Source organism: Hoeflea sp. CAU 1731 (assembly GCF_039888615.1).
In the GTDB taxonomy this organism is placed as follows: domain Bacteria; phylum Pseudomonadota; class Alphaproteobacteria; order Rhizobiales; family Rhizobiaceae; genus Flavimaribacter.
In genome coordinates, this window is record NZ_JBDQQS010000006.1 from 189722 (window position 1) to 209320 (window position 19599).

Consider the following 19599-nt stretch of genomic DNA (forward strand, 5'->3'; position numbering starts at 1 on the left):
TCAGAGTTTCACGCCGCTGAACGACATGAACGCCATGGCCATAAGCCCGGCGGTGACGAAGGTAATGCCCAGTCCCTGAAGACCGTCGGGTATGTCGGAATATTTCAGTTTCTCGCGCACTCCGGCCATGGCGGTGATCGCCAGCGCCCAGCCAAGTCCCGACGCGACGCCGTAGACAGAAGCCTCGGTGAAATCGTAGTCGCGCTCCACCATGAACAGCGACCCGCCCAGAATGGCGCAATTCACTGTGATAAGCGGCAGGAAGATACCCAGTGCGTTGTAGAGCGGCGGGAAATACTTGTCCAAGACCATCTCGAGGATCTGCACGATGGCCGCGATCACCCCGATGTAACAGATCAGTCCGAGGAAGGTCAGGTCGACATCGGGAAAGCCCGCCCAAGCGAGCGCGCCGGGTTTTAGAAGGTTGGTCAGCAGAAGATTGTTCGCCGGGACCGTGATCGCCTGGACGATCGTGACGGAAATGCCGAGCCCGATGGCCGTCGATATTTTCTTCGACACGGCGAGAAAGGTGCACATGCCGAGGAAGAAGCTCAGGGCCATATTTTCGACGAATATGGCTTTGACGGCGAGGGAAATCAGGGCTTCCATCAATGCGCCTCGACCGTCTGGATGCGGTATTCGCGTTTCTCGACCTGTGCCGGTTTCCAGGTTCTGAATCCCCAGATCAGAAGGCCGATCACAAAGAACGCCGAAGGCGGGAGGAGCAGCAACCCGTTGGGCACATACCAGCCGCCATTATTAACCGTCTGCAATATGGTGACGCCGAACAGGCTGCCTGCGCCGAGCAATTCGCGAACGGTTCCCACCAGCATCAGGATCAGTCCGTAACCAAGTCCGTTTCCGACGCCGTCGACGAAGGATTCGATCGGCGGGTTTTTCATCGCGAACGCTTCGGCGCGGCCCATCACGATGCAATTGGTGATGATGAGGCCAACAAAGACCGACAGGGTTTTCGAGATTTCATAGGCGTAAGCCTTAAGCACCTGATCGACGACGATCACCAACGACGCGATGATGACCATCTGCACGATGATCCGGATCGAACCCGGAATTTGGTTGCGCAAAACAGAAATGAACATCGACGAGAAACCGGTCACCAGCGTAACGGCGATGGCCATGACCATCGAAACCTTCAGAGAGGACGTCACCGCCAACGCCGAACAGATGCCAAGGACCTGCAAGGTGATCGGGTTGTTGTCAACCAGCGGGTCTATCAACAACGTGCGTCTGGTCTGCGCCATCAGATGTCTCCTGCCTTCAGATTTTCAAGGAAAGGTCGGTAGCCCCGTTCGCCAAGCCAGAACCGCACCAGCGCGTCTACGCCGCGCGAGGTAAGCGTTGCACCGGACAACGCGTCGACAAAATATTCCCGCCCGGCCGGAGGCGGGGTTTTCGCTACAGTAATCTGCAGGTCGCCATTTTCATCGGCGAGCTTTTTGCCGCTCCAAAGGGCCTTCCAGCGTGGATTGTCCACCTCCGCTCCAAGCCCCGGCGTTTCCGCATGATCGTAGAATTGCAAGCCGTAGATCGTATTGCCGTCGTTCTCGACTGCGATATATCCGTAGAGCGTTGACCACAGCCCATAGCCGTGAAGCGGCAGAATGACCTTGTCGACGCCGCCGCTGTCGTTGCGCAGGACGTAGACGGTCACATAGCGCGCCTGCCGGCCGATGCCGGCCGGATCGTCGTCCAGTTCCACCGAGGTTTCCGGATCGTCCGCAGCGGCCCGGTCGTCGAACTCAGAGGGATCGAACTTGTCGGTGAAATTCCCCGTATCGAGATCCAGCACATGCGCCTCGAATGCGGCGAAGGCTTCGGCGACGTCTTCGCCAGGCTGATAAATGCCGGCCACCTGCAGGATGTTGACCTGTTTGTCCTTCAGCGCGTTGACTTCCTGAAGCGGCCGGAGCGCAACGGCGGTGGCGGACACGATCATCGACGCGACAAGGCAAAGCGCAACCGCCACGAAGACGGTTTTCGGCGCTGAATCGGGCGACATGTCGAGGAAGCGGCGAATGAGGCCCTTGTGAGTTTCCGGTTGATCAGGCATGGCGTCTGGCCCTCCGGCGGATATTGGCCTGAACGACGAAATAATCGATCAGCGGAGCGAAGACATTGCCAAACAGGATAGCGAGCATCATACCTTCCGGAAAGGCGGGGTTGACCACCCGGATCATGACTACCATGACCCCGATCAATACGCCGTAAATGTAGCGGCCAAGATTGGTATGGGAGCCCGAGACCGGCTCGGTGACCATGAACACCAGGCCGAAGGCGTAGCCGCCGAGCACAAGGTGCCAGTACCAGGGCATCGCGAACATCGGGTTCGTGTCGGAACCGATCACATTGAAAAGCGTCGAAAGGCCGACCATTCCGGCCAGACAACCGACCACCATGCGCCAGTTGGCGATTTTGGTGATCAGCAGGAACACCAGTCCGATGAAGCAGGCGAGCGTCGACGTCTCGCCGATGCTGCCCTGGATGGTGCCGATGAACGCATCAAACCAAGTGACGCCGTGGGTCATCAGCGCCGTGTAGCCGTCTGACGCCGAGACAGACAAGGCGGTCGCGCCTGAAAAGCCGTCCACCGGGGTCCAGATCTGGTCTCCGGACATATAGGCGGGATAGGCGAAATAAAGGAAGGCGCGTCCGACAAGCGCAGGATTGAGAAAGTTCTTCCCCGTTCCGCCGAAGATCTCCTTGCCGATCACCACGCCGAAGGAGATGCCGAGCGCCACCTGCCAGAGCGGGGTGCTTGGCGGCAAAATCAGGGTGTAAAGCATGGAGGTGACGAGGAAGCCCTCATTGACCTCGTGCCTGCGAACCGTTGCGAACAACACTTCCCACAGGCCGCCGACGACCAGGGTGGTGATGTAGATCGGCAGGAAATAGAGGGCTCCGTGCAAGAAATTGGCGATCGGATTGGCCGGGTCGAAACCAATGCCGAGAAATTCGACGATGGACGCGCGCCAGCCGGAAGCGCCATAGACGCCGATCGCGGTGTTGACCTGCAGGCCTACATTGTAAAGCCCCATGATAATCGCCGGGATCGTAGAAAGGACCACATAGGTCATGATCCGCTTCATATCGACATATGAGCGCGCGTGCGGAGCGGCCGTCGTCACGGTTTTGGGCGTGTAGATGAAGCTTTCCACCATCTCGTAGACGGGGAATAACCGCTCCCATTTCCCGCCTTTCAGGAAATTGGGTTCAATTCGGTCGAAGAAATCTCGCAGACCCAAGGCCTCAGCCCTCCTTCTCGATCTTTGTCAGGCAATCACGCAGAGCAAGGCCGTATTCGTATTTGGCGGGGCAGGCGAAGCCTACGAGACCGAGATCTTCTTCATCGAGTTCGAGCGCGCCGAGCGCCTGCGCCTGATCTGAATCCATGACGAGAAGCGCGCGCAGCAATTGCGTCGGCAGGAAATCCTGCGGCATGAGTTGCTCGAAAGTGCCTGTCGGGACCATGGCGCGCCGGCCGCCATTGAGATTGGAGGTCAATGCATACAGTTTCCGCGAAAACGCCGAGCCAAGAACCGGCTGAACGGCGAACTTCGATGGCATGGGCCGGATCCAGCCCATGGGTATCTGCTTGTGATCCTCCTCTATGAGTGTGACCTGTCGCGCATAGCGGCCAAGATAGGCGGCGGGCCCATCGCCGGCCCTTCCGCTCAGGATCGAACCGGATATCATGCGCACGGGGAGGTTTTGTGGCAGTTCACCCTGTGTCAGATCGATCAACGACGCGCCAGCCAATGTGCGGACCAGTCGCGGATTGGCGCAAGCCGGTCCGCAAAGGGCGATCACGCGGGATGCGTCATAACGACCCGTGGCGAGCAATCGTCCGATCACGATTACATCATGGTAGCCGATCGTCCAGACGATCTTTTCGGCGGTCGGCGGCTCGAGGAAATGCATATGCGTGCCAGCAAGCCCGGCAGGATGCGGCCCGCTAAAGATTGCCGGTTCGACGCCCGGAGCGTCGGAACCGGGAAGCGTCGAGCCTGGAGCCTGGCACAGATAGACGGGACCTTCGGTCAATTGGGCGACGGCGCCAAGTCCACGCGCGAAATCGTCGGCGGAGTCGGCGATAGCGACCTCCGGATCGGCGGCCAGGGGTTCGGTGTCCATCGCCGTCACGTAGATGGCGGCTGGACGCGTCGTAGGGTCGGGTACTTTCGAATAGGGCCGCGTTCTGAAAGAGGTCCACAGTCCGGCTGCGCAGAGCTTTACCTCAAGCCCTGCCGCGGTTGTTGCGTCTCCGACGCTGGAGAAATCCACCGGCGGCGCTGCATTATCATCTACTTCGATCTCGACGCTGATAAGCCTGCGGCGCGCGCCGCGATTGATCGCCTTTATTCTCCCGGTTACCGGAGACGTGATGATCGCATCCGGCAAATCCTTGTGGACGAGCACCGGAGATCCCGCGCCGACGACATCGCCTTCCTGGACGGAGAGCCTCGGCTTGAGATCAAGATAGTCGTCTCCCAATATTGCGACAGTTCTGACAAGCGGACCGTTTTCAATGTCCTGAACAGGTGCGCCCAGGACAGGAATGTCGAGACCTTTTCGTAAGGTGAACTGCTGCACGGATGATTGTTTCCCGAGAGTTGAACTGTAAAGACGCCCGCTTATATGCAACGCGGCATCATGGGTCAAAACCGCTTTTGGGCTTTTGGGAAAAAATTTTGACTTGAAACAAATCGAAATGTCGAAGACAACCCATCCGCAAGAAGGGTCATAGACCGATCACCCCATTTTCGAAGGATTTAATCCTTGGCCAACCATATAAAATTCTCGCGACGCTCGTTTCTCCTGATGACGGCTGCTCTGGCCGCCTGCAAGCCAGGTTCATCGATACTCGAATTGTCCGGGCAGACGATGGGAACGACCTACAATCTGGTGGCCGTCGATCATGGCGGAACAGTGGACCTGGTCGAATTGCGCAAGGCCGTCGAAGCATCGCTCGTCGAAGTGAACAACCAGATGTCGAACTGGGACCGTGGGTCAGAGATCTCCCGCTTCAACGCCACGACCTCACAAGCGGCCCCGGTGTCTTCGGCGCTGGCGCAGGTCATCAAGGCTGCACAGGACGTGCACGCCGCCAGTGACGGTCGCTTCGACATAACCGTCGGACCGCTCGTCGACGCGTGGGGATTTGGCTCCGGTCGGGACCGGAGCGACGCACCGTCGGACGCCGAGATCGCAACGGCGCTGAGCCTGTCGGGACAGGACCGCACGCTGTCCTTTGAAAACGGCCGTCTGCGCAAGCTGGAGCCGGGCGTTGAACTCAACCTCGCAGCCATTGGCAAGGGCTACGGGGTCGACCGCGTCGCCGCTTCGATCGAGTCGTTCGGCGTGAGCGACTACATGATTGAAATCGGCGGCGATCTCTACACGTCGGGCAAGAATCCGGATGGTCAAAACTGGAGGATCGGCATTGAAACGCCGGACAGGAGCGGTCGTTCTGTGCTGCAGGTGGTGGAGACTTCCGGCCTCGGCATGGCGACATCCGGCGACTACCGAAACTACTTCGAGCAGGACGGCCAGCGCTATTCCCACGTTATTGACCCGACGACGGGTAGACCGATCACGCACGCCACAACATCTGCTACCGTGCTGACCGAGAACGCAATGCTGGCCGACGCCTGGGCGACAGCCATGCTCGTGCTTGGAAGCGAGCGCGGTCTGGAAATCGCGGACGAACATGGCCTTGCTGTGCTTTTCGTTGATGCTGACGGGGCGGAAAAACCCTATGCCATCAAACCCAGCAAGACGTTCGCCGCCTTGCAGGCGTAGCGGGACGGTCTGCCGTGACAACCTTTCTCTTTGCTTTCGGTCTCCTGATGCTGGTCACGCTGGGCATGTCGCTGGGCGTGATCCTCATGGGGCGCACCATCAAGGGAAGCTGCGGCGGGCTCAACGCGATCGCCGGCGCCGATCATTGCCTGGTCTGCAAGAAGGAAATCGATCCGGACAGCCCTTTGGTCGAGAGGCTTGCCTGTCCCAGGGCGCGGCGAATGCTGGAAAAGGTCGAGGCCGACTGATCCTGATCTGACCGCGTCAGGGTATGACGGGAACGAAGCCGAGGGTCAGAAACGCCGATGCGGCCGCGAGGCCGAACAGCCATAGCTGCCAGGTGGGGCCTTCCGCCTTCCATACCCGGCGATACTGATATCCCGTCACGCAACCCAGGATGAACAACAGCGTCGCCCAGATTGGCGTCAGGGTGAAATCTATCACGAAACAGGGGCTCCCACAGCTTCCCGAACAGGTTTATGGTAGGTGCCACGAAGGCGCACCAGTGTTCAAGGGAGGAACGAGGCAAATGCCGGAATCATATCAACCGCCCCTGCAGAAGGACGACGAGCACGCGACGACGCACAGTCAGTCTCTCGACACCAATATCTCCAAAGAGGCGGCGACCGTTCACAAGATCCTCACCCACAAGGGCGGCGACGTGATCGCCATACGTCCCGACGATACGCTCGGCGACGCAGTGCAGGTGTTGCGGGACAAAGGCATCGGCGCCCTGATCGTCACCGATACGGACGGCGCTTTGCTTGGAATTCTTTCCGAGCGCGACATTGTGCGCAAACTGGCCGACGCACCGGGACGGACGCTGCCGCATCGCGTGGACGAGGTGATGACCAGAAATGTGGAAGTCTGTTCATCCAGCGATGACCTCGTGTCCGTTCTGCGGCGCATGACCGACGGACGTTTTCGCCATATGCCGGTTGTTGAGGAAGGGCGTCTGATTGGCATGGTGACCATAGGCGATGTGGTGAATTACCGGCTTCTGCAGCTGGAATATGAGGCCCTGCAACTCAAGCAATTGATCGTGGGGTAGTCGTCGGCTGCCGCCGCATCGGCGGATATTGGGCTTTTTTTCGCCTGACCCTTTGGGAGTTCGCCGATGACGCGCGATCATATCCTCATCAATCGAGACGTCTGGAATGCAGACGCCGAAAACTGGATCGCCGCGGGCGAGCGCCTCTGGACTGCCGAGACGCCCGTCTGGGGCAGTTGGGGCGTGTCCGACGACACCCTGAAGCTGCTTCCCGAGGATCTGACGGGCAAAGCTGCGATCGAGTTGGGATGCGGCACGGGATATGTCTCCGGCTGGATGGCGCGGCGCGGGGCGCGGGTTACGGCAATCGACGTATCCGCCAATCAGTTGGCCACGGCGCGTCGACTGGCGCATGAACACGGCGCTGATATTACCTTCATCGAGGGAAACGCAGAGGCGACAGGGCTGGAGGACGCCTCCTTCGATTTCGCGATCTCCGAATATGGCGCTGCGATCTGGTGCCTTCCCGAAGCATGGCTGCGGGAAGCCTGGCGCCTGCTGCGCCCGGGAGGGACGCTTGTGTTTCTTGGCAACCATCCGCTGGTGCTGCTTTGCTCTCCTGAAAACGGCGCGCCCTGCGATACGACGCTGCATCGCCCCTATCGCGGAATGTGGGGCGCAGACTGGACAAAGGTCGAGTTCGACCCAAGCGGCGTGTGCTTCAATCTGACGATCTCCGGCTGGATGGAGCTTTTCGCCGCCATCGGTTTCGCCGTGAAAGGCTATCAGGAAGTGTTCGCGCCGGATTCCGTGACCGACACGCGCGCCTTTGTCCCGGCTGAATGGGCGAGGAAGTATCCGGTCGAACAAGTCTGGCGTCTCGAGAAGGGTGGATGACGATTACAGTCTACACCAAAAGCAACCGGCAATATTCACGCTGTATTATTATCGTTCAATGATGCGCCAAGACTGCAGGTGTAAAAAGTATCATTTGTAAAACATTCGGTTATACTGCATATCCATAAATGGTGATGAAGATCACACCGCCAATTTGATTGGTGGAATAAAATGGGTGGCATGTCTGAAGGCGATAGTGAAGACAAAGGCCCGTCAGGGGATTATGCAGGCTATTCCATAGCGCCGGTTACGGTGCAGTATGGACCCGTCAGTTATGTACCCGCGCCGCCTGAAAAACCGCCTGCGAAACGCGCCCGGACAGACAGGTTGAAAAGTCTCGTAGAAGGCGTCGGACGTTTCCGGTCGCTGTTCTTCGACATCCTGTTCATCCTTCTGGTCGCCTTCCTGGCTTTTCTCGCCGTCTATCTAGCGTTCTCAGAACGGAAATTGATCGTCGAGCCCATCAAGGCGCCAGCCATGCTGACGCAGCTCGGTTACTCTGGCGACGTCGCGGCGGACCGTCTCGTGGACGCCATCAATGACGTGGAACAAGCCGCCAAGGTGCGGCGCAACAATCTGGACGTCATTCCCCGGTCCCGAAACGTCGAGATCACGGTGCCGGAAGTCGGCACCCTGTTCGACACAAGCCTTTACTACGTGAAGCAACTGTTTTCGCGGCAGGACATCCAGATTGCCGGCGAGTTCATCTGCAGCACAAGAGAGTGCGACACTGAAGGAATCTATCTGCGTTTGCGGGTGCTCGGCGGCGCCGACGCAACCGTTAACCTGGAGACGATCGGCGACAGCTCGACGTCAGGTTGGGAAGATAAATATTTCCGGTCGGCGGCCATCGATCTTCTGGAGAAAATCGATCCCTACGTCGCCGCGGCCTATTATTACGATCGCAAACCCGATCGCGCAGCGACGATCATCAGGCGCATTCTTCGGGGGTCGCATACCAAGGAAGACATTGCCCTTGCGAATAACCTGCTCGGTGTGATGGACCTGCATTCAGGTCGCTATACAAGCGCTATCGACTATTTCAGCAACGCCATAGAAATCGAGCCGGAGCTGACCGAGGCCTACAGCAACTGGGGCAACGCTCTTCTTTCCCAACACCGGACGGACGAGGCGATCGCCAAATATGAAATGGCGATAAGACTGGACCCGGAGTTCGCCTCCGCGCACGCCAACATCGCCGACGCCCTGATGCGCCTTGGCAATGTTGACGAGGCGATCGAGAAATACCGGACGGCGATCAATATCGATCCCAACATCGCCTACGCCTACGCCAATCTCGGCGACGCCTTTGCGCGAAAGGGAGATGCGCTGACTGCAGTCGGCGATACGCAGAACGCCGAGGTCGCCTACGCTATGGCGTTTGACTATTTCAGGGACGCGATCGACATCGAACCCGCTCTCGTGTTTGCCTATGTGAGTTGGGGCAACGCCCTGATGAAGCAAGGCGCGTATGACGGCGCTCTGAGAAAGATAGAGGAAGGGCTCGACAACGCCACGACGCGCGACATTCCTAACCGCAATGGCACGCTCGCCTATGTGAATGCAAGCCTGGGCGATCTTCATATCCGCATCGACGACGACCCGAAAACCGCCATCAGGCACTATCGCGAAGCGCTGAAATTCCGCCAGGACAATCTGCAGGCGCTCGCCGGTCTCGGCGATGCGCTGAGTAGCCGACGACGCTACGATGAAGCGATCGAGCACTATCAAAAGGCGCTGGAAGCGAAAGAGGATTATGTCCGGGCGGCGGTGGGTCTTGGCGACGCCTGGTATCACAAGGGAAAGTCTTTCCACGAACAGGCCGAAACGGCCTATCGCCAGGCTGTCGAATACCAGGAAGACGCATTCAGGGCCCATGAGGGCCTGGGCAATATAGCGTTCAGCCGCGGTGATTATGTCGAGGCGGAGACCCACTTTGCTGAAGCGGTCAGGCACAACGTCAATGCGGTGCATTCACATGCCGGAATAGGCAACGTCGAATTCCGGCTGGGAAAGTATGCGGAGGCGAGCGATGCTTTTGCAAAAGCGTTGGAGGTAAATCCGGACGTCGCCTATATTCAGGCCGGTTATGCGAGCGCAAATGCGCGTTTGGGCGCCTGCGATACGTCCATACCGAGCTTCGACAAGGCGACGCTGCTTTCACCGACATCCGCGTATATCTATCGCGACTGGCAAGCCACACTCAGGAAATGCGGCAGGGAAATTGAAATACCGGCTGCGCTTCGGCGCTGGGCGGAGGCCAGCCCCGGTTCTGCCGAACCACAGTTTCTCCTGGCTCAAGCCTATCTGGAACTGGGCGTGACGCATGCGGCTGCGCAGCATTGCCGATTGGCGGTCCGGATCAATCCGGAACATACCGACGCGACCATGCTGCTGGCTGAACTGGACGGATCCTACAGACTATCGGGACCGCGATAGGCGCCCTCGTCCCGGACTCCGCGCTCCAGCCGGTGCACGAGGCAGACGTCTTCATCGAACATGCGCCGTCCGACCGGGTGGAAGCCCAAACGCTGATAGAACATATGCGCCCGGACATTCCTTGCGAGCGGGTCGACCAGCACCGCAGTGACGTCCGGATCTGAAAAGCAGCGTTCAAGTGCGAGACGCATCATCCCGGTTCCATAACCGCGACCGAGATCGGCTTCCTCTCCAATCCAGATGTCGATCGCGCGAAGGTTCGGGGCGACATCGCCCCAATAGCGCGTCTCCTCCTCTTTCGGATCGATGATCTGCATGAAGCCGATCGGCCGACCGGCTACCTCCGCGATCAGAAGCTGGCGCCATGGCGGATCCCGAGGGAGTTCGTTAGCCCAGTCGAACGAGTCATCGTCGCCGCCGGCCCAAACGACGTGGGGTTTAGTGTCCCAGTATTCCAGTAGTTGTCGATCTGAAGGAATTGCGGTGCGCAGATGCATTGCTGATCTCCCGATAAACGGCTCGATTTTGATCTAGTGTCGATCGGAATTTACTCAAGATGTTGTTTAGTGGATTTCGGGCGACGCTCGTACTTTCTATGCGGATGAGCGGCAAGATATTCAAATTCCATCAGAATTATTTGTTGCATTGCAATATGTTGGGGCATCTGGGTGAGGTTTTGCACACCGCGACATTTGTGGTTGCAATGTTTAGTAAATGCTGTTTAACTAAACAAACTGCTAAACATTCGCTTTTGAGAAAACAGGCGGATGACTGCGGCGGGCAGGAGGAAAATTCAGGGGTTCGGCCAGGAGGCTGACCTGCAATCGGGAGGAGCACCATGAGTAGAGCACTCAAACTCACACTAGGATTGACGACCGCGCTGTCATTGACAGCGGCAGCGAGCGTATCGGCGAAGGCCGATGAGCTGACGCTTTGCTGGGCGGCGTGGGACCCGGCGAACGCGCTTGTCGAACTGTCGAAGGACTTCGAGGCGCAGACCGGCACGGAAATGAGCTTCGAATTTGTGCCTTGGCCGAATTTCGCAGACCGCATCCTCAACGAACTTAACGCCGGCGGAAAGCTCTGCGATCTTCTCATCGGAGACTCGCAATGGATTGGCGGTTCCGCCGAAAACGGCTACTACGTAAAGCTGAACGATTTCTTTGAAGCCGAAGGCATCTCCATGGATGACTTCGCAGCCGCTGCCGTGAACGCCTATTCCACCTGGCCGAAGGGGACGCCGAATTACTGGGCGCTGCCGGCCATGGGCGACGCCAACGGCTGGTTCTATCGCAAGGACTGGTTCTCGCGCCCCGAACTGCAGGCCGAGTTCAAGGAAAAGTACGGTCGCGATCTGGCGCCGCCCCAGACCTGGGACGAATTGAAGGAAGTCGGTGAATTATTTCAGGGCCGCGAGATCGACGGCAAGACCGTCTACGGCGCGGCGATCTTCACGGAACGCGCATCCGAAGGCATCACGATGGGCGCAACGTCTGCGATGTACCCATACGGCTTCAAATACGAAAACACCCCCGGCAGCTACGACATGGAAGGCGCCGTCAATTCTCCCGAAGCCGTCGCCGGTCTGGAAGCCTACAAGGAGTTGTACAAGTGCTGTACGCCTCCGGGCTACACCGACAGCTACATGACCGAAGGGCTCGACGCCTTCAAGTCCGGTCAGGTGGCGATGGCGATGAACTGGTTCGCCTTTTTCCCCGGTCTTGCGAAAGACGAAAATGTCGGTGGCGACAAGATCGGTTTCTTCGTGAATCCGAAGCAGAACATTGCAGCCTCGACGCTCGGCGGCCAGGGCATATCGGTGATCGCCAATACCGACAACATGGACGGCGCGCTCGCCTATATCAAATGGTTCGCGCAGCCCGACGTTCAGAAAAAATGGTGGGATCTCGGCGGATATTCGGTTCACAACGACGTGCTGAACGACCCGTCGTTCAAGGACTCGCAGCCTTTCGCAGCCGACTTCCTGGTCGCGATGAACCAGGTGCAGGATTTCTGGCAGGAGCCGTCCTACGCCATCCTGCTGCAGGACATGCAGAAGCGATTGCATGACTATGTTGTCGCCGACAAGGGAACGGCCAAGGAAGCGCTCGATCAGTTGATTGAGGACTGGACCGAGACCTTCGAGGACGACGGCAAGATCAATAATTGACCGCGCGCCTCCCGGCCGTCTCGGCGTTCGCGCCGGGGCGGCATTTCGTATCTGTAGTCCGTAATGTATTTCAGGCGATCACATCGTGAACGAACGTTTCTTGACAACTCTGGAAGGAACAGCCGACGCTGCGGCGCGCTCGACGCCGCCGGCTGTGGCGCGGCGGCTCCGGGGCCTGTCCGACCGGGCGATCGCCTGGATATTCATCTCGCCGACAATCATATTGCTGCTCGCCATCAATATTTTTCCGCTCTGTTGGGCGATCTATCTGTCCTTCACCAACTACCGGGCAAACCGGCCGAACGCCGAGGTCAAAGGCGTGGGCTTGCGCAACTTCGAACGCGTGCTGACCGACGGCGACACCTGGCTCGCCATGCAGGCGACCGCGCATTTCGTGTTCTGGACGATCGTGTTGCAGACGCTGATCGGATTTACGCTGGCCTATCTGATCGACCGCAAGTTTCGCGGCCACGCTTTCTGGACGACCGTCATCCTCATTCCGATGATGCTGTCGCCTGCGGTGGTCGGCAATTTTTGGCGCTTTCTCTATCAGCCGCAGATCGGGCTTTTCAATTATATCGTCTCGTTCTTCTCCGGCGTCGAGCCGTCCTCCTTTCAGATGCTCGGCGACGTGACGCTGGCGCCCTGGGCGATCATCATCGTCGACACCTGGATGTGGACGCCCTACGTCATGTTGATTTGTCTGGCCGGACTGCGATCGATTCCGGACTATATCTATGAAGCGGCCGAGGTTGATCGCGCGTCGCCCTGGCGACAGTTCTGGTCCATCACCATTCCGATGGCGCTGCCCTTCATCATGCTGGCGGTTCTCTTTCGAGGCATCGAGAACTTCAAGATGTTCGACATGGTGGTGTTGCTCACCGGCGGCGGACCCGGATCGACAACCGAGCTGGCCTCCATCACGCTGAAGCGCGAGGCGTTTGAAAGCTGGCGAACGGGCAGGGCCTCGGCCTTCGCCATTATCCTGTTCGTCGCGGTCTTCGGTCTCGCCAACATCTACGTCAAGGCGCTGAACAGGGTGAAGCAACGATGAGCACGACCGCACATTCCGTCGTTTCGCCGGGCAGGCTTTCGAAATCGATCGCCGGAGCCGTCGTCATCATCTATGCGCTGGTGACGATGATTCCGCTGGCCTGGATCCTTCTGACGAGCTTGAAGTCGCCGCCCGATTCCATCAGCTATCCGCCGAAGGTCATCTTCGAGCCGACGGCCGAAGGCTACTGCAATCTCTTCACCACGCGCAGCCGGCAGACGGACGAATATATCGAGAGCCTTGGGCCGCCCCAGGGCATCTGCGACGAGATCACCCGCAAGCGAAACATGGTGATCGTGGGCGAGAGCAATTACTGGCCGCGATTCATGAACTCGCTGATCATCGGATTCGGGTCGACCGTGCTTGCGGTGTTTTTCGGCACGCTTGCGGCCTACGGATTCTCGCGCTTCCGGGTGCCGCTCGCCGATGACCTCCTGTTTTTCATATTGTCGACCCGCATGATGCCGCCGATCGCGGTCGCGATCCCGATTTATCTCATGTATCGCGAACTCGGTTTGTCCGACACGGCGGTGGGCATGATCCTGCTTTACACCGCCGTCAACGTGTCGCTCGCCGTATGGCTGCTGAAAGGCTTCATCGACGAAATTCCCCGCGAGTATGAAGAAGCCGCCATGATCGACGGATACAGCCGTATGCAGGCTTTCTTCAAGGTGGTGTTGCCGCAGGCGACCACCGGCATCGCGGCCACCGCGATCTTCTGTCTAATCTTTGCGTGGAACGAATACGCATTCGCCGTTCTCCTGACGTCAGGCGAAGCCCAGACGGCGCCGCCGTTCATTCCGACCATTATCGGCGAGGGCGGCCAGGACTGGCCGGCGGTCGCAGCAGGAACCACGATCTTCCTCGTGCCGATCCTCGTTTTCACCATCCTGCTGCGCAAGCAACTGTTGCGCGGGATCACATTCGGAGCGGTCAGAAAATGAGCGTGGATAGAAATGGCAACGAGTCACGCAGCGCCTGGCCCGGTTTCCTGAGGCGGGGTCCGATGGAAATGCTGGCGATGATCCTTATCGGCCTGGGTTTCCTGATGATGTTCCAGCCGTTCGCCGAAATCCTATACACATATTCCTTTGTCACGCTGCTGACGGGAACCGTCATGTTCATCATCGTCTCGAAGTTTCCGGAGTAGTCATGTCGGAGATCCGCGTTGAAAACGTTCGCAAGGTCTTCGGCGATTTCGTCGCCGTCCAGGCGTCGAGTTTTGTTGTCGAGGATGGTGAATTCCTGGCGTTGCTCGGCCCATCTGGTTGCGGCAAGACCACGACGCTGCGCATGATTGCGGGTCTAGAATTGCCGACAGACGGCAAGATTCTGCTCGACGGCGAGGATGTGACCTTCAATCGGGCGCGCGAACGCGACATCGCATTCGTCTTTCAGCTCTTCGCGCTCTACCCGCATATGAATGTGCGCAAGAATATCGGATTTCCGCTGAAGTCCCAGGGCATGAGTCGCGCCGAGATGCGGACAAGAGTCGAGGAAACGGCGAAACTGCTGCGCATAGACCACATTCTGGATCGCCCGGTGTCGGGTCTCGCCGGAGGCGACAGGCAGCGCGTCGCGCTAGGCCGCGCGATTGTTCGACGGCCGAAGTGCTTTCTGATGGATGAGCCGCTGGGCACGCTTGACGCGGAATTCCGCAGCATCATGATCCGGGAGTTGCGCGAGCTCCACAATCGTATCAGCGCCACCACGATCTATGTGACGCACGACCAACTCGAGGCGATGGCCATGGCCGACAAGATCGCTGTCATGAACCATGGCGTTATCGAGCAGTTCGGTCCGCCCCAGGAAATCTACGATCGCCCGGCGTCGATGTATGTGGCGGATTTCATCGGGTCGCCGCCGATGAATTTCATCGGCTTCAACAGCGGACTGAAGAAGGGCGGCAACGAGATCGCCATCGATCACGTCAATATTCGCCTGCCGGACCTTGCCGAGGACGTGGCGCCTGGCGAAATGGCGCTCGGCGTTCGTCCCGAACATATCCGTCTGCGTGACGAAGGCGGCCTGCGCGGCTCGGTCTACGAGACGGAATACCTGGGCACCAACCAGATTGTGTCGATCGCCACGGTGGACGGGATAGTCAAGGCGCGTGTGCCGGCCGATCGCGCCTTTTCACACGGGCAGAACGTCGGCCTTGAACTCGACAGCGATCGTCTGTCGGTGTTTGTCAAGGAAACGGGACGGTCTGTCCGGACGCGAGCAGCGGGGCCCGCCCATGGCTGAAGTTCGGCTTGAATCCGTAACCAGACGTTTCGGCGACGCCGTCGCCGTGGACCATGTCGACCTGGTTATTGCTGACGGCGAGTTCGTCGTGCTTCTCGGTCCGACCGGCGCCGGAAAGACGACGACGCTTCGACTGATCGCCGGTCTGGAAAAGCCGGATGGTGGACGGGTCGTCATTGGCGGCGAAGACGTCAGTGATCGCGCGCCGTCGGAACGCGACGTGGCTTTCGTGTTCCAACAATACTCGCTCTATCCGCATCTGACGGTATTCGAGAACCTCGCTTTCCCGCTCAAGTCACCGGCGCGTCGTATGCCCAAGGACGAGATCGCCGCCCGCGTCAACAAGGTCGCGGCCATGGTGCGCATCGATCACAAGCTTGCCAATCGTTCCACGGCGCTTTCCGGCGGTGAAATGCAGAGAGTGGCGATCGGCCGGGCGCTGGTGCGCGAACCGTCGATCTTTCTCATGGATGAGCCGCTTTCCTCGCTCGACGCAAAGCTGCGCGCCGAACTGCGGGTGGAGCTCAAGCGCATTCAGAACGAGATCGGTGCGACGCTTCTTTACGTGACTCACGACCAGGTCGAGGCGATGACGATGGCGGACCGGATCGGCATCCTCGCCGAGGGCAAGTTGCTGCAGATCGGCACGCCGCGTGAAATCTATACGGATCCCGTCAATCTGCATGTGGCCGCCCGTCTTGGGCATCCACATATCAATCTGCTGAAGCCGGGACTGCTGCCCTGCGAGAGCGTTCCAGGCGACGCGCGAACGATCGGAGCACGCACCGAGCATCTCGAAATCCGGCCATCCGCGACGAACGACGCCAACGCCAGGGTTGACTGGATCGAACATCTGGGCGACCAGAACCATCTCCATATCAGTTCGGACGGCGAAAAAATCATTACCCTGGCCGATCCCTACGCCGGCATCAATCCGGGCGACACGATTAGCCTGAGCCTGAAGAATCCGTTGTTTTTCGACGAAAACGGTCACCGGATCACATGACCGAAAGAGCTTTGACATGAGCAAGCCGATGACGCGACTGACGAGCGAGGACATGAAGGCCCTGATTGGGGCCATGCAGGCGGCGATCGCGGACAATGCCGAGCACCTGACGGCGCTCGACCAGGCGATCGGCGACGGCGATCACGGAATCAACATGAAACGCGGCTTTGAAGCGATCGCGGCGGACGCCGACGCCATTTGCGACAAGCCGGCGCCACAGGCGCTGAGCGCGGCCGGCATGAAGCTCGTCATGTCGGTTGGCGGGGCTTCCGGGCCGCTGTTCGGAACGCTGTTCATGACGCTTGGAAAATCGCTCCCGGAGGATTTCGATCGAAGTGATTTCGCTGGCGCCTTCAAAAACGCGGTCGACGCGGTCGCTGCTCGCGGCAAGTCGTCGGTCGGTCAGAAAACCATGCTGGATGTGCTCTATCCGGTGGGTGACGCAATTGCCGCCGGCAAGGGCGCCCAGGAGATAGCGACGGTTGCGACCGAGGCGGCCGAAGCGACAGTCCCGATGGAAGCCAAACGCGGCCGGGCGTCCTTTCTGGGTGAGCGGTCAATTGGTCACATGGACCCGGGATCTTGTTCCTGCAGTCTGTTGATCAACACGGTCGCCGCATGGATAAACGCAAAGGAACATGCGGCATGAATGTCAGTATCGTCATTGTTTCCCACTCACCCCTGGTGGCTGAAGGCACCACACAGATGGTGCGCCAGATGGTCGGCGACGAGGTGCGGCTTGCATGGTGTGGCGGCGATCCCGATGGCGGGTTAGGCACCAGTGTGCAAGCCATCATCGACGCCATGGAATCGGTCTGGTCTGACGCCGGCGTCGCCGTCCTCGTGGATCTGGGCGGCGCCGAATCCAATTCGGAAATGGCCATGGAGGTTATTGGCGAACCGCGCTCGGCCAAGATCAGGATCTGCAATGCGCCGATTGTCGAGGGCGCGGTGATGGCGGCGACGGAAGCCGCGGGCGGTTCATCGCTCGCAACAGTGGTCGCGACGGCCGAAGAACTGTCGCCCCTGTGAACGTGAAGAAGGAAGCCTGAGTTGAACGGCGAAGCCACAGAGGAAGTCATCATTACCCACAAGGTCGGGCTGCATGCACGGCCTTCGGTCAAGTTCACCAAGCTTGCCAAGACTTTCCCCTGCGTCATTGAGATAGCCACAAGTCCTGATGGTCCCTGGATCGACGCCAAGAGTATCGTCAAGGTGATGGCGGCGCGCGCGCCGGAGGGAACGCGCCTGTTGATGAGGGCGAACGGCGAAACAAGTCTGGAAGCTCTGGCTGCACTGAAAGGCCTTGTCGAACGGGATTTCGACGAGGCGCACAGCGATGCCAGTCTCGGCTAGCGTCAAGGGGCGTCCGGCGAGCCCCGGATACGCCAAAGGACGCATCCATCTGGCGCGGGATCCGGGCGACAGCGAATATGTTCCGGCTTCATCGGCTGAGGGCGAGATCGAGGCCCTGAAGACGGCGATCGCCATGGCGATCAGCGGATTGCAGACCCTTGTCGACAACGCGGAGGGCGACGCCGTCGACATCCTGGAATTCCAGCTCGCCATGCTCGCTGACGACACGTTTTTCGAGGTGGCCAGCGGCAAGATCGGGGAGGGCGTCCAGGCCGATAGCGCCTGGCGTGACGCGCTGGACGAGGAAATCGCGGGTTATCTCGCCTCCGACGATGAATATTTCAAAGCGCGATCGGCCGACCTGACGGATATACGCGACCGGGTTCTGGGAGCGCTTACCGGCGCTGGCGAGGCCGTCGTCCCTGCAGGATCGATCTATGTCGGCGATGACCTGACGCCCTCGGCCTTTCTTTCGCACGACTGGCGGGGAGGCGGTATTGCGCTGCGACGGGGCAGCGCGACCAGCCATGTGGCAATGCTGGCGCGGGCCGCTGGCGTTCCGTCAATCATCGGCATCGGAGCCGTGGGGCTGGAAGATGGCGCCAGCGCTCTGCTCGATGCAGAAGAGGCTATGTTGATCGCCGATCCGGACGCCAATGAGCGCGCCGAATTTCAGGCAGCGCATGAGCGCTATCTCAAGACCATCCGCGACGCCGATCGCAATGCGGTCCAGCCGGCCCTTACCGCGGATGGCGAAAGGGTGGACATCTTCGTCAACATCGCCGATCCCTCCGAGGTCGACGCGATTGATGCCGCGACGGTCGACGGCGTCGGATTGATGCGGACAGAATTCCTGTTCGGCGGCGACCACGGTCTGCCGGACGAAGACGAACAATACGCGGCCTATCGCAAGGTGCTGGAATGGGCTGGCGGCAAACCGGTCATCATTCGCACGGCCGACATCGGGGGCGACAAGCCGATTGAAGGCTATAGCGTCGTGGAAGACAATTCATTTCTCGGTGTGCGCGGCATTCGCCTGTCGTTGCAGCGAACGGCGGTTTTTCGCCAGCAGATAAGGGCGCTACTGCGTGCGGCGGGCTTTGGCAAGCTCAAGGTGATGTTGCCGATGGTGTCCGTTCCGATGGAGATCGACCGCGCCATCGCTCTTTTTGAGGAGGAAGCGCGTCTGCTGGCGGAAGAGGGCGTCGATCACGCCATGCCGGAAATCGGCATCATGGTGGAAGTCCCTTCCGTCGCTGTCCTGCCGGCGCGTTTTGCAAGGGCTGCATTCTTCTCGATTGGTTCCAATGACTTGACCCAGTATGTGCTTGCTGTCTCGCGCGACAATGCGGATCTGTCCGAACTTGCGGACCCGGCGGACCCGTCTGTCCTTGCTCTGATCGAGAATATTGTTGAAGCCGCGCGTGCGCAGGATCGGGAGGTGAGCCTGTGCGGCGACGCGGCCAGCGACACCCGTCTTGTCCCCTTGCTTCTACAGACCGGATTGCGCAAGCTCTCGGTCGCGGCGTCCCGCATCGGATTGGTCAAGGAAGTCGTACGCGAATGGCGCAAGGCGGAACCGGCGCCGGGCTTGCGGCATACGGCGTGAACGGGGACTT

At 59.4% G+C, this 19599-nt stretch carries 22 protein-coding genes; 15 read left to right on the forward strand and 7 right to left on the reverse strand.

Annotation, left to right across the window (positions count from 1 at the left end; translation table 11 throughout):
* From nqrE to AAFN47_RS12000, 5 genes are read right to left on the reverse strand one after another with little or no spacing between them, the layout of a single operon-like run.
* Entirely contained in the window at positions 1-609 is a 609-nt protein-coding gene (nqrE, locus tag AAFN47_RS11980) for an NADH:ubiquinone reductase (Na(+)-transporting) subunit E (protein ID WP_220227954.1), read from the reverse strand.
* Entirely contained in the window at positions 609-1262 is a 654-nt protein-coding gene (locus AAFN47_RS11985; RefSeq protein WP_499809465.1) for an NADH:ubiquinone reductase (Na(+)-transporting) subunit D, read from the reverse strand. The genes nqrE and AAFN47_RS11985 overlap by 1 nt, the downstream gene beginning before the upstream one ends.
* Entirely contained in the window at positions 1262-2071 is an 810-nt protein-coding gene (locus tag AAFN47_RS11990; RefSeq protein WP_499809466.1) for a Na(+)-translocating NADH-quinone reductase subunit C, read from the reverse strand. The genes AAFN47_RS11985 and AAFN47_RS11990 overlap by 1 nt, the downstream gene beginning before the upstream one ends.
* Positions 2064-3263 (reverse strand): NADH:ubiquinone reductase (Na(+)-transporting) subunit B, encoded by a 1200-nt coding sequence (locus AAFN47_RS11995; protein WP_499809467.1) that lies wholly within the window; start codon positions 3261-3263, stop codon positions 2064-2066. Before AAFN47_RS11995 ends, AAFN47_RS11990 begins: the two co-directional genes overlap by 8 nt.
* Positions 3264-3267: 4 nt before the next feature.
* Positions 3268-4611, reverse strand: a complete 1344-nt coding sequence (locus AAFN47_RS12000) for a Na(+)-translocating NADH-quinone reductase subunit A (RefSeq protein WP_499809468.1) — start codon at positions 4609-4611, stop codon at positions 3268-3270.
* 186 nt (positions 4612-4797) lie between these two features.
* On the opposite strand from AAFN47_RS12000, the gene AAFN47_RS12005 reads away from it, so the two are divergent.
* A complete protein-coding gene (locus AAFN47_RS12005) occupies positions 4798-5820 on the forward strand; it encodes an FAD:protein FMN transferase (protein ID WP_499809469.1) in 1023 nt (340 codons plus the stop codon).
* Between the two features lie 14 nt (positions 5821-5834).
* Entirely contained in the window at positions 5835-6068 is a 234-nt protein-coding gene (gene nqrM, locus AAFN47_RS12010; RefSeq protein ID WP_220227949.1) for a (Na+)-NQR maturation NqrM, read from the forward strand.
* A gap of 16 nt (positions 6069-6084) precedes the next feature.
* Here the strand turns inward: nqrM and AAFN47_RS12015 are convergent, their stop codons facing one another.
* Positions 6085-6264, reverse strand: coding sequence for a hypothetical protein (locus AAFN47_RS12015; protein WP_499809470.1), 180 nt, complete (start codon positions 6262-6264; stop codon positions 6085-6087).
* A gap of 85 nt (positions 6265-6349) precedes the next feature.
* Between AAFN47_RS12015 and AAFN47_RS12020 the strand changes: the two genes are divergently transcribed.
* The 3 genes from AAFN47_RS12020 to AAFN47_RS12030 all read left to right on the forward strand — a co-directional run bounded on the left by AAFN47_RS12020 (position 6350) and on the right by AAFN47_RS12030 (position 10147).
* A complete protein-coding gene (locus tag AAFN47_RS12020) occupies positions 6350-6871 on the forward strand; it encodes a CBS domain-containing protein (protein WP_499809471.1) in 522 nt (173 codons plus the stop codon).
* A 66-nt stretch (positions 6872-6937) separates the two neighbouring features.
* Entirely contained in the window at positions 6938-7708 is a 771-nt protein-coding gene (locus tag AAFN47_RS12025) for a class I SAM-dependent methyltransferase (protein WP_499809472.1), read from the forward strand.
* A 171-nt stretch (positions 7709-7879) separates the two neighbouring features.
* Positions 7880-10147 carry a tetratricopeptide repeat protein gene (locus AAFN47_RS12030; RefSeq protein WP_499809473.1) on the forward strand — a complete coding sequence of 756 codons (2268 nt, stop codon included), beginning with the start codon at positions 7880-7882 and terminating at the stop codon, positions 10145-10147.
* Here the strand turns inward: AAFN47_RS12030 and AAFN47_RS12035 are convergent.
* Entirely contained in the window at positions 10123-10644 is a 522-nt protein-coding gene (locus tag AAFN47_RS12035; protein WP_499809474.1) for a GNAT family N-acetyltransferase, read from the reverse strand. The two genes, AAFN47_RS12030 and AAFN47_RS12035, sit on opposite strands and share 25 nt — an antisense overlap.
* Positions 10645-10985: 341 nt before the next feature.
* Here AAFN47_RS12035 and AAFN47_RS12040 point away from each other — a divergent pair, with 341 nt between their 5' ends.
* The 10 genes from AAFN47_RS12040 (at position 10986) to ptsP (ending at position 19589) form a co-directional block, all read left to right on the forward strand.
* Positions 10986-12317 carry an ABC transporter substrate-binding protein gene (locus AAFN47_RS12040; protein WP_499809475.1) on the forward strand — a complete coding sequence of 444 codons (1332 nt, stop codon included), beginning with the start codon at positions 10986-10988 and terminating at the stop codon, positions 12315-12317.
* Positions 12318-12402: 85 nt separating this feature from the next.
* Positions 12403-13371 (forward strand): carbohydrate ABC transporter permease, encoded by a 969-nt coding sequence (locus tag AAFN47_RS12045; RefSeq protein WP_499809476.1) that lies wholly within the window; start codon positions 12403-12405, stop codon positions 13369-13371.
* Positions 13368-14315 (forward strand): carbohydrate ABC transporter permease, encoded by a 948-nt coding sequence (locus tag AAFN47_RS12050; RefSeq protein WP_499809477.1) that lies wholly within the window; start codon positions 13368-13370, stop codon positions 14313-14315. The genes AAFN47_RS12045 and AAFN47_RS12050 overlap by 4 nt, the downstream gene beginning before the upstream one ends.
* Positions 14312-14521 carry a hypothetical protein gene (locus tag AAFN47_RS12055; protein ID WP_499809478.1) on the forward strand — a complete coding sequence of 70 codons (210 nt, stop codon included), beginning with the start codon at positions 14312-14314 and terminating at the stop codon, positions 14519-14521. The genes AAFN47_RS12050 and AAFN47_RS12055 overlap by 4 nt, the downstream gene beginning before the upstream one ends.
* A gap of 2 nt (positions 14522-14523) precedes the next feature.
* Positions 14524-15618: an ABC transporter ATP-binding protein gene (locus AAFN47_RS12060; RefSeq protein ID WP_499809479.1), complete on the forward strand. Its 1095-nt coding sequence runs from the start codon at positions 14524-14526 to the stop codon at positions 15616-15618.
* Positions 15611-16624, forward strand: coding sequence for an ABC transporter ATP-binding protein (locus AAFN47_RS12065; RefSeq protein WP_499809480.1), 1014 nt, complete (start codon positions 15611-15613; stop codon positions 16622-16624). The genes AAFN47_RS12060 and AAFN47_RS12065 overlap by 8 nt, the downstream gene beginning before the upstream one ends.
* A gap of 16 nt (positions 16625-16640) precedes the next feature.
* Positions 16641-17273, forward strand: a complete 633-nt coding sequence (dhaL, locus tag AAFN47_RS12070; RefSeq protein WP_499809481.1) for a dihydroxyacetone kinase subunit DhaL — start codon at positions 16641-16643, stop codon at positions 17271-17273.
* Positions 17270-17656, forward strand: coding sequence for a dihydroxyacetone kinase phosphoryl donor subunit DhaM (dhaM, locus tag AAFN47_RS12075; protein WP_499809482.1), 387 nt, complete (start codon positions 17270-17272; stop codon positions 17654-17656). The genes dhaL and dhaM overlap by 4 nt, the downstream gene beginning before the upstream one ends.
* 21 nt (positions 17657-17677) lie before the next feature.
* Positions 17678-17980, forward strand: coding sequence for an HPr family phosphocarrier protein (locus AAFN47_RS12080; RefSeq protein WP_499809483.1), 303 nt, complete (start codon positions 17678-17680; stop codon positions 17978-17980).
* Entirely contained in the window at positions 17964-19589 is a 1626-nt protein-coding gene (gene ptsP, locus AAFN47_RS12085; protein ID WP_499809484.1) for a phosphoenolpyruvate--protein phosphotransferase, read from the forward strand. Before AAFN47_RS12080 ends, ptsP begins: the two co-directional genes overlap by 17 nt.
* Positions 19590-19599: the final 10 nt, after the last annotated feature.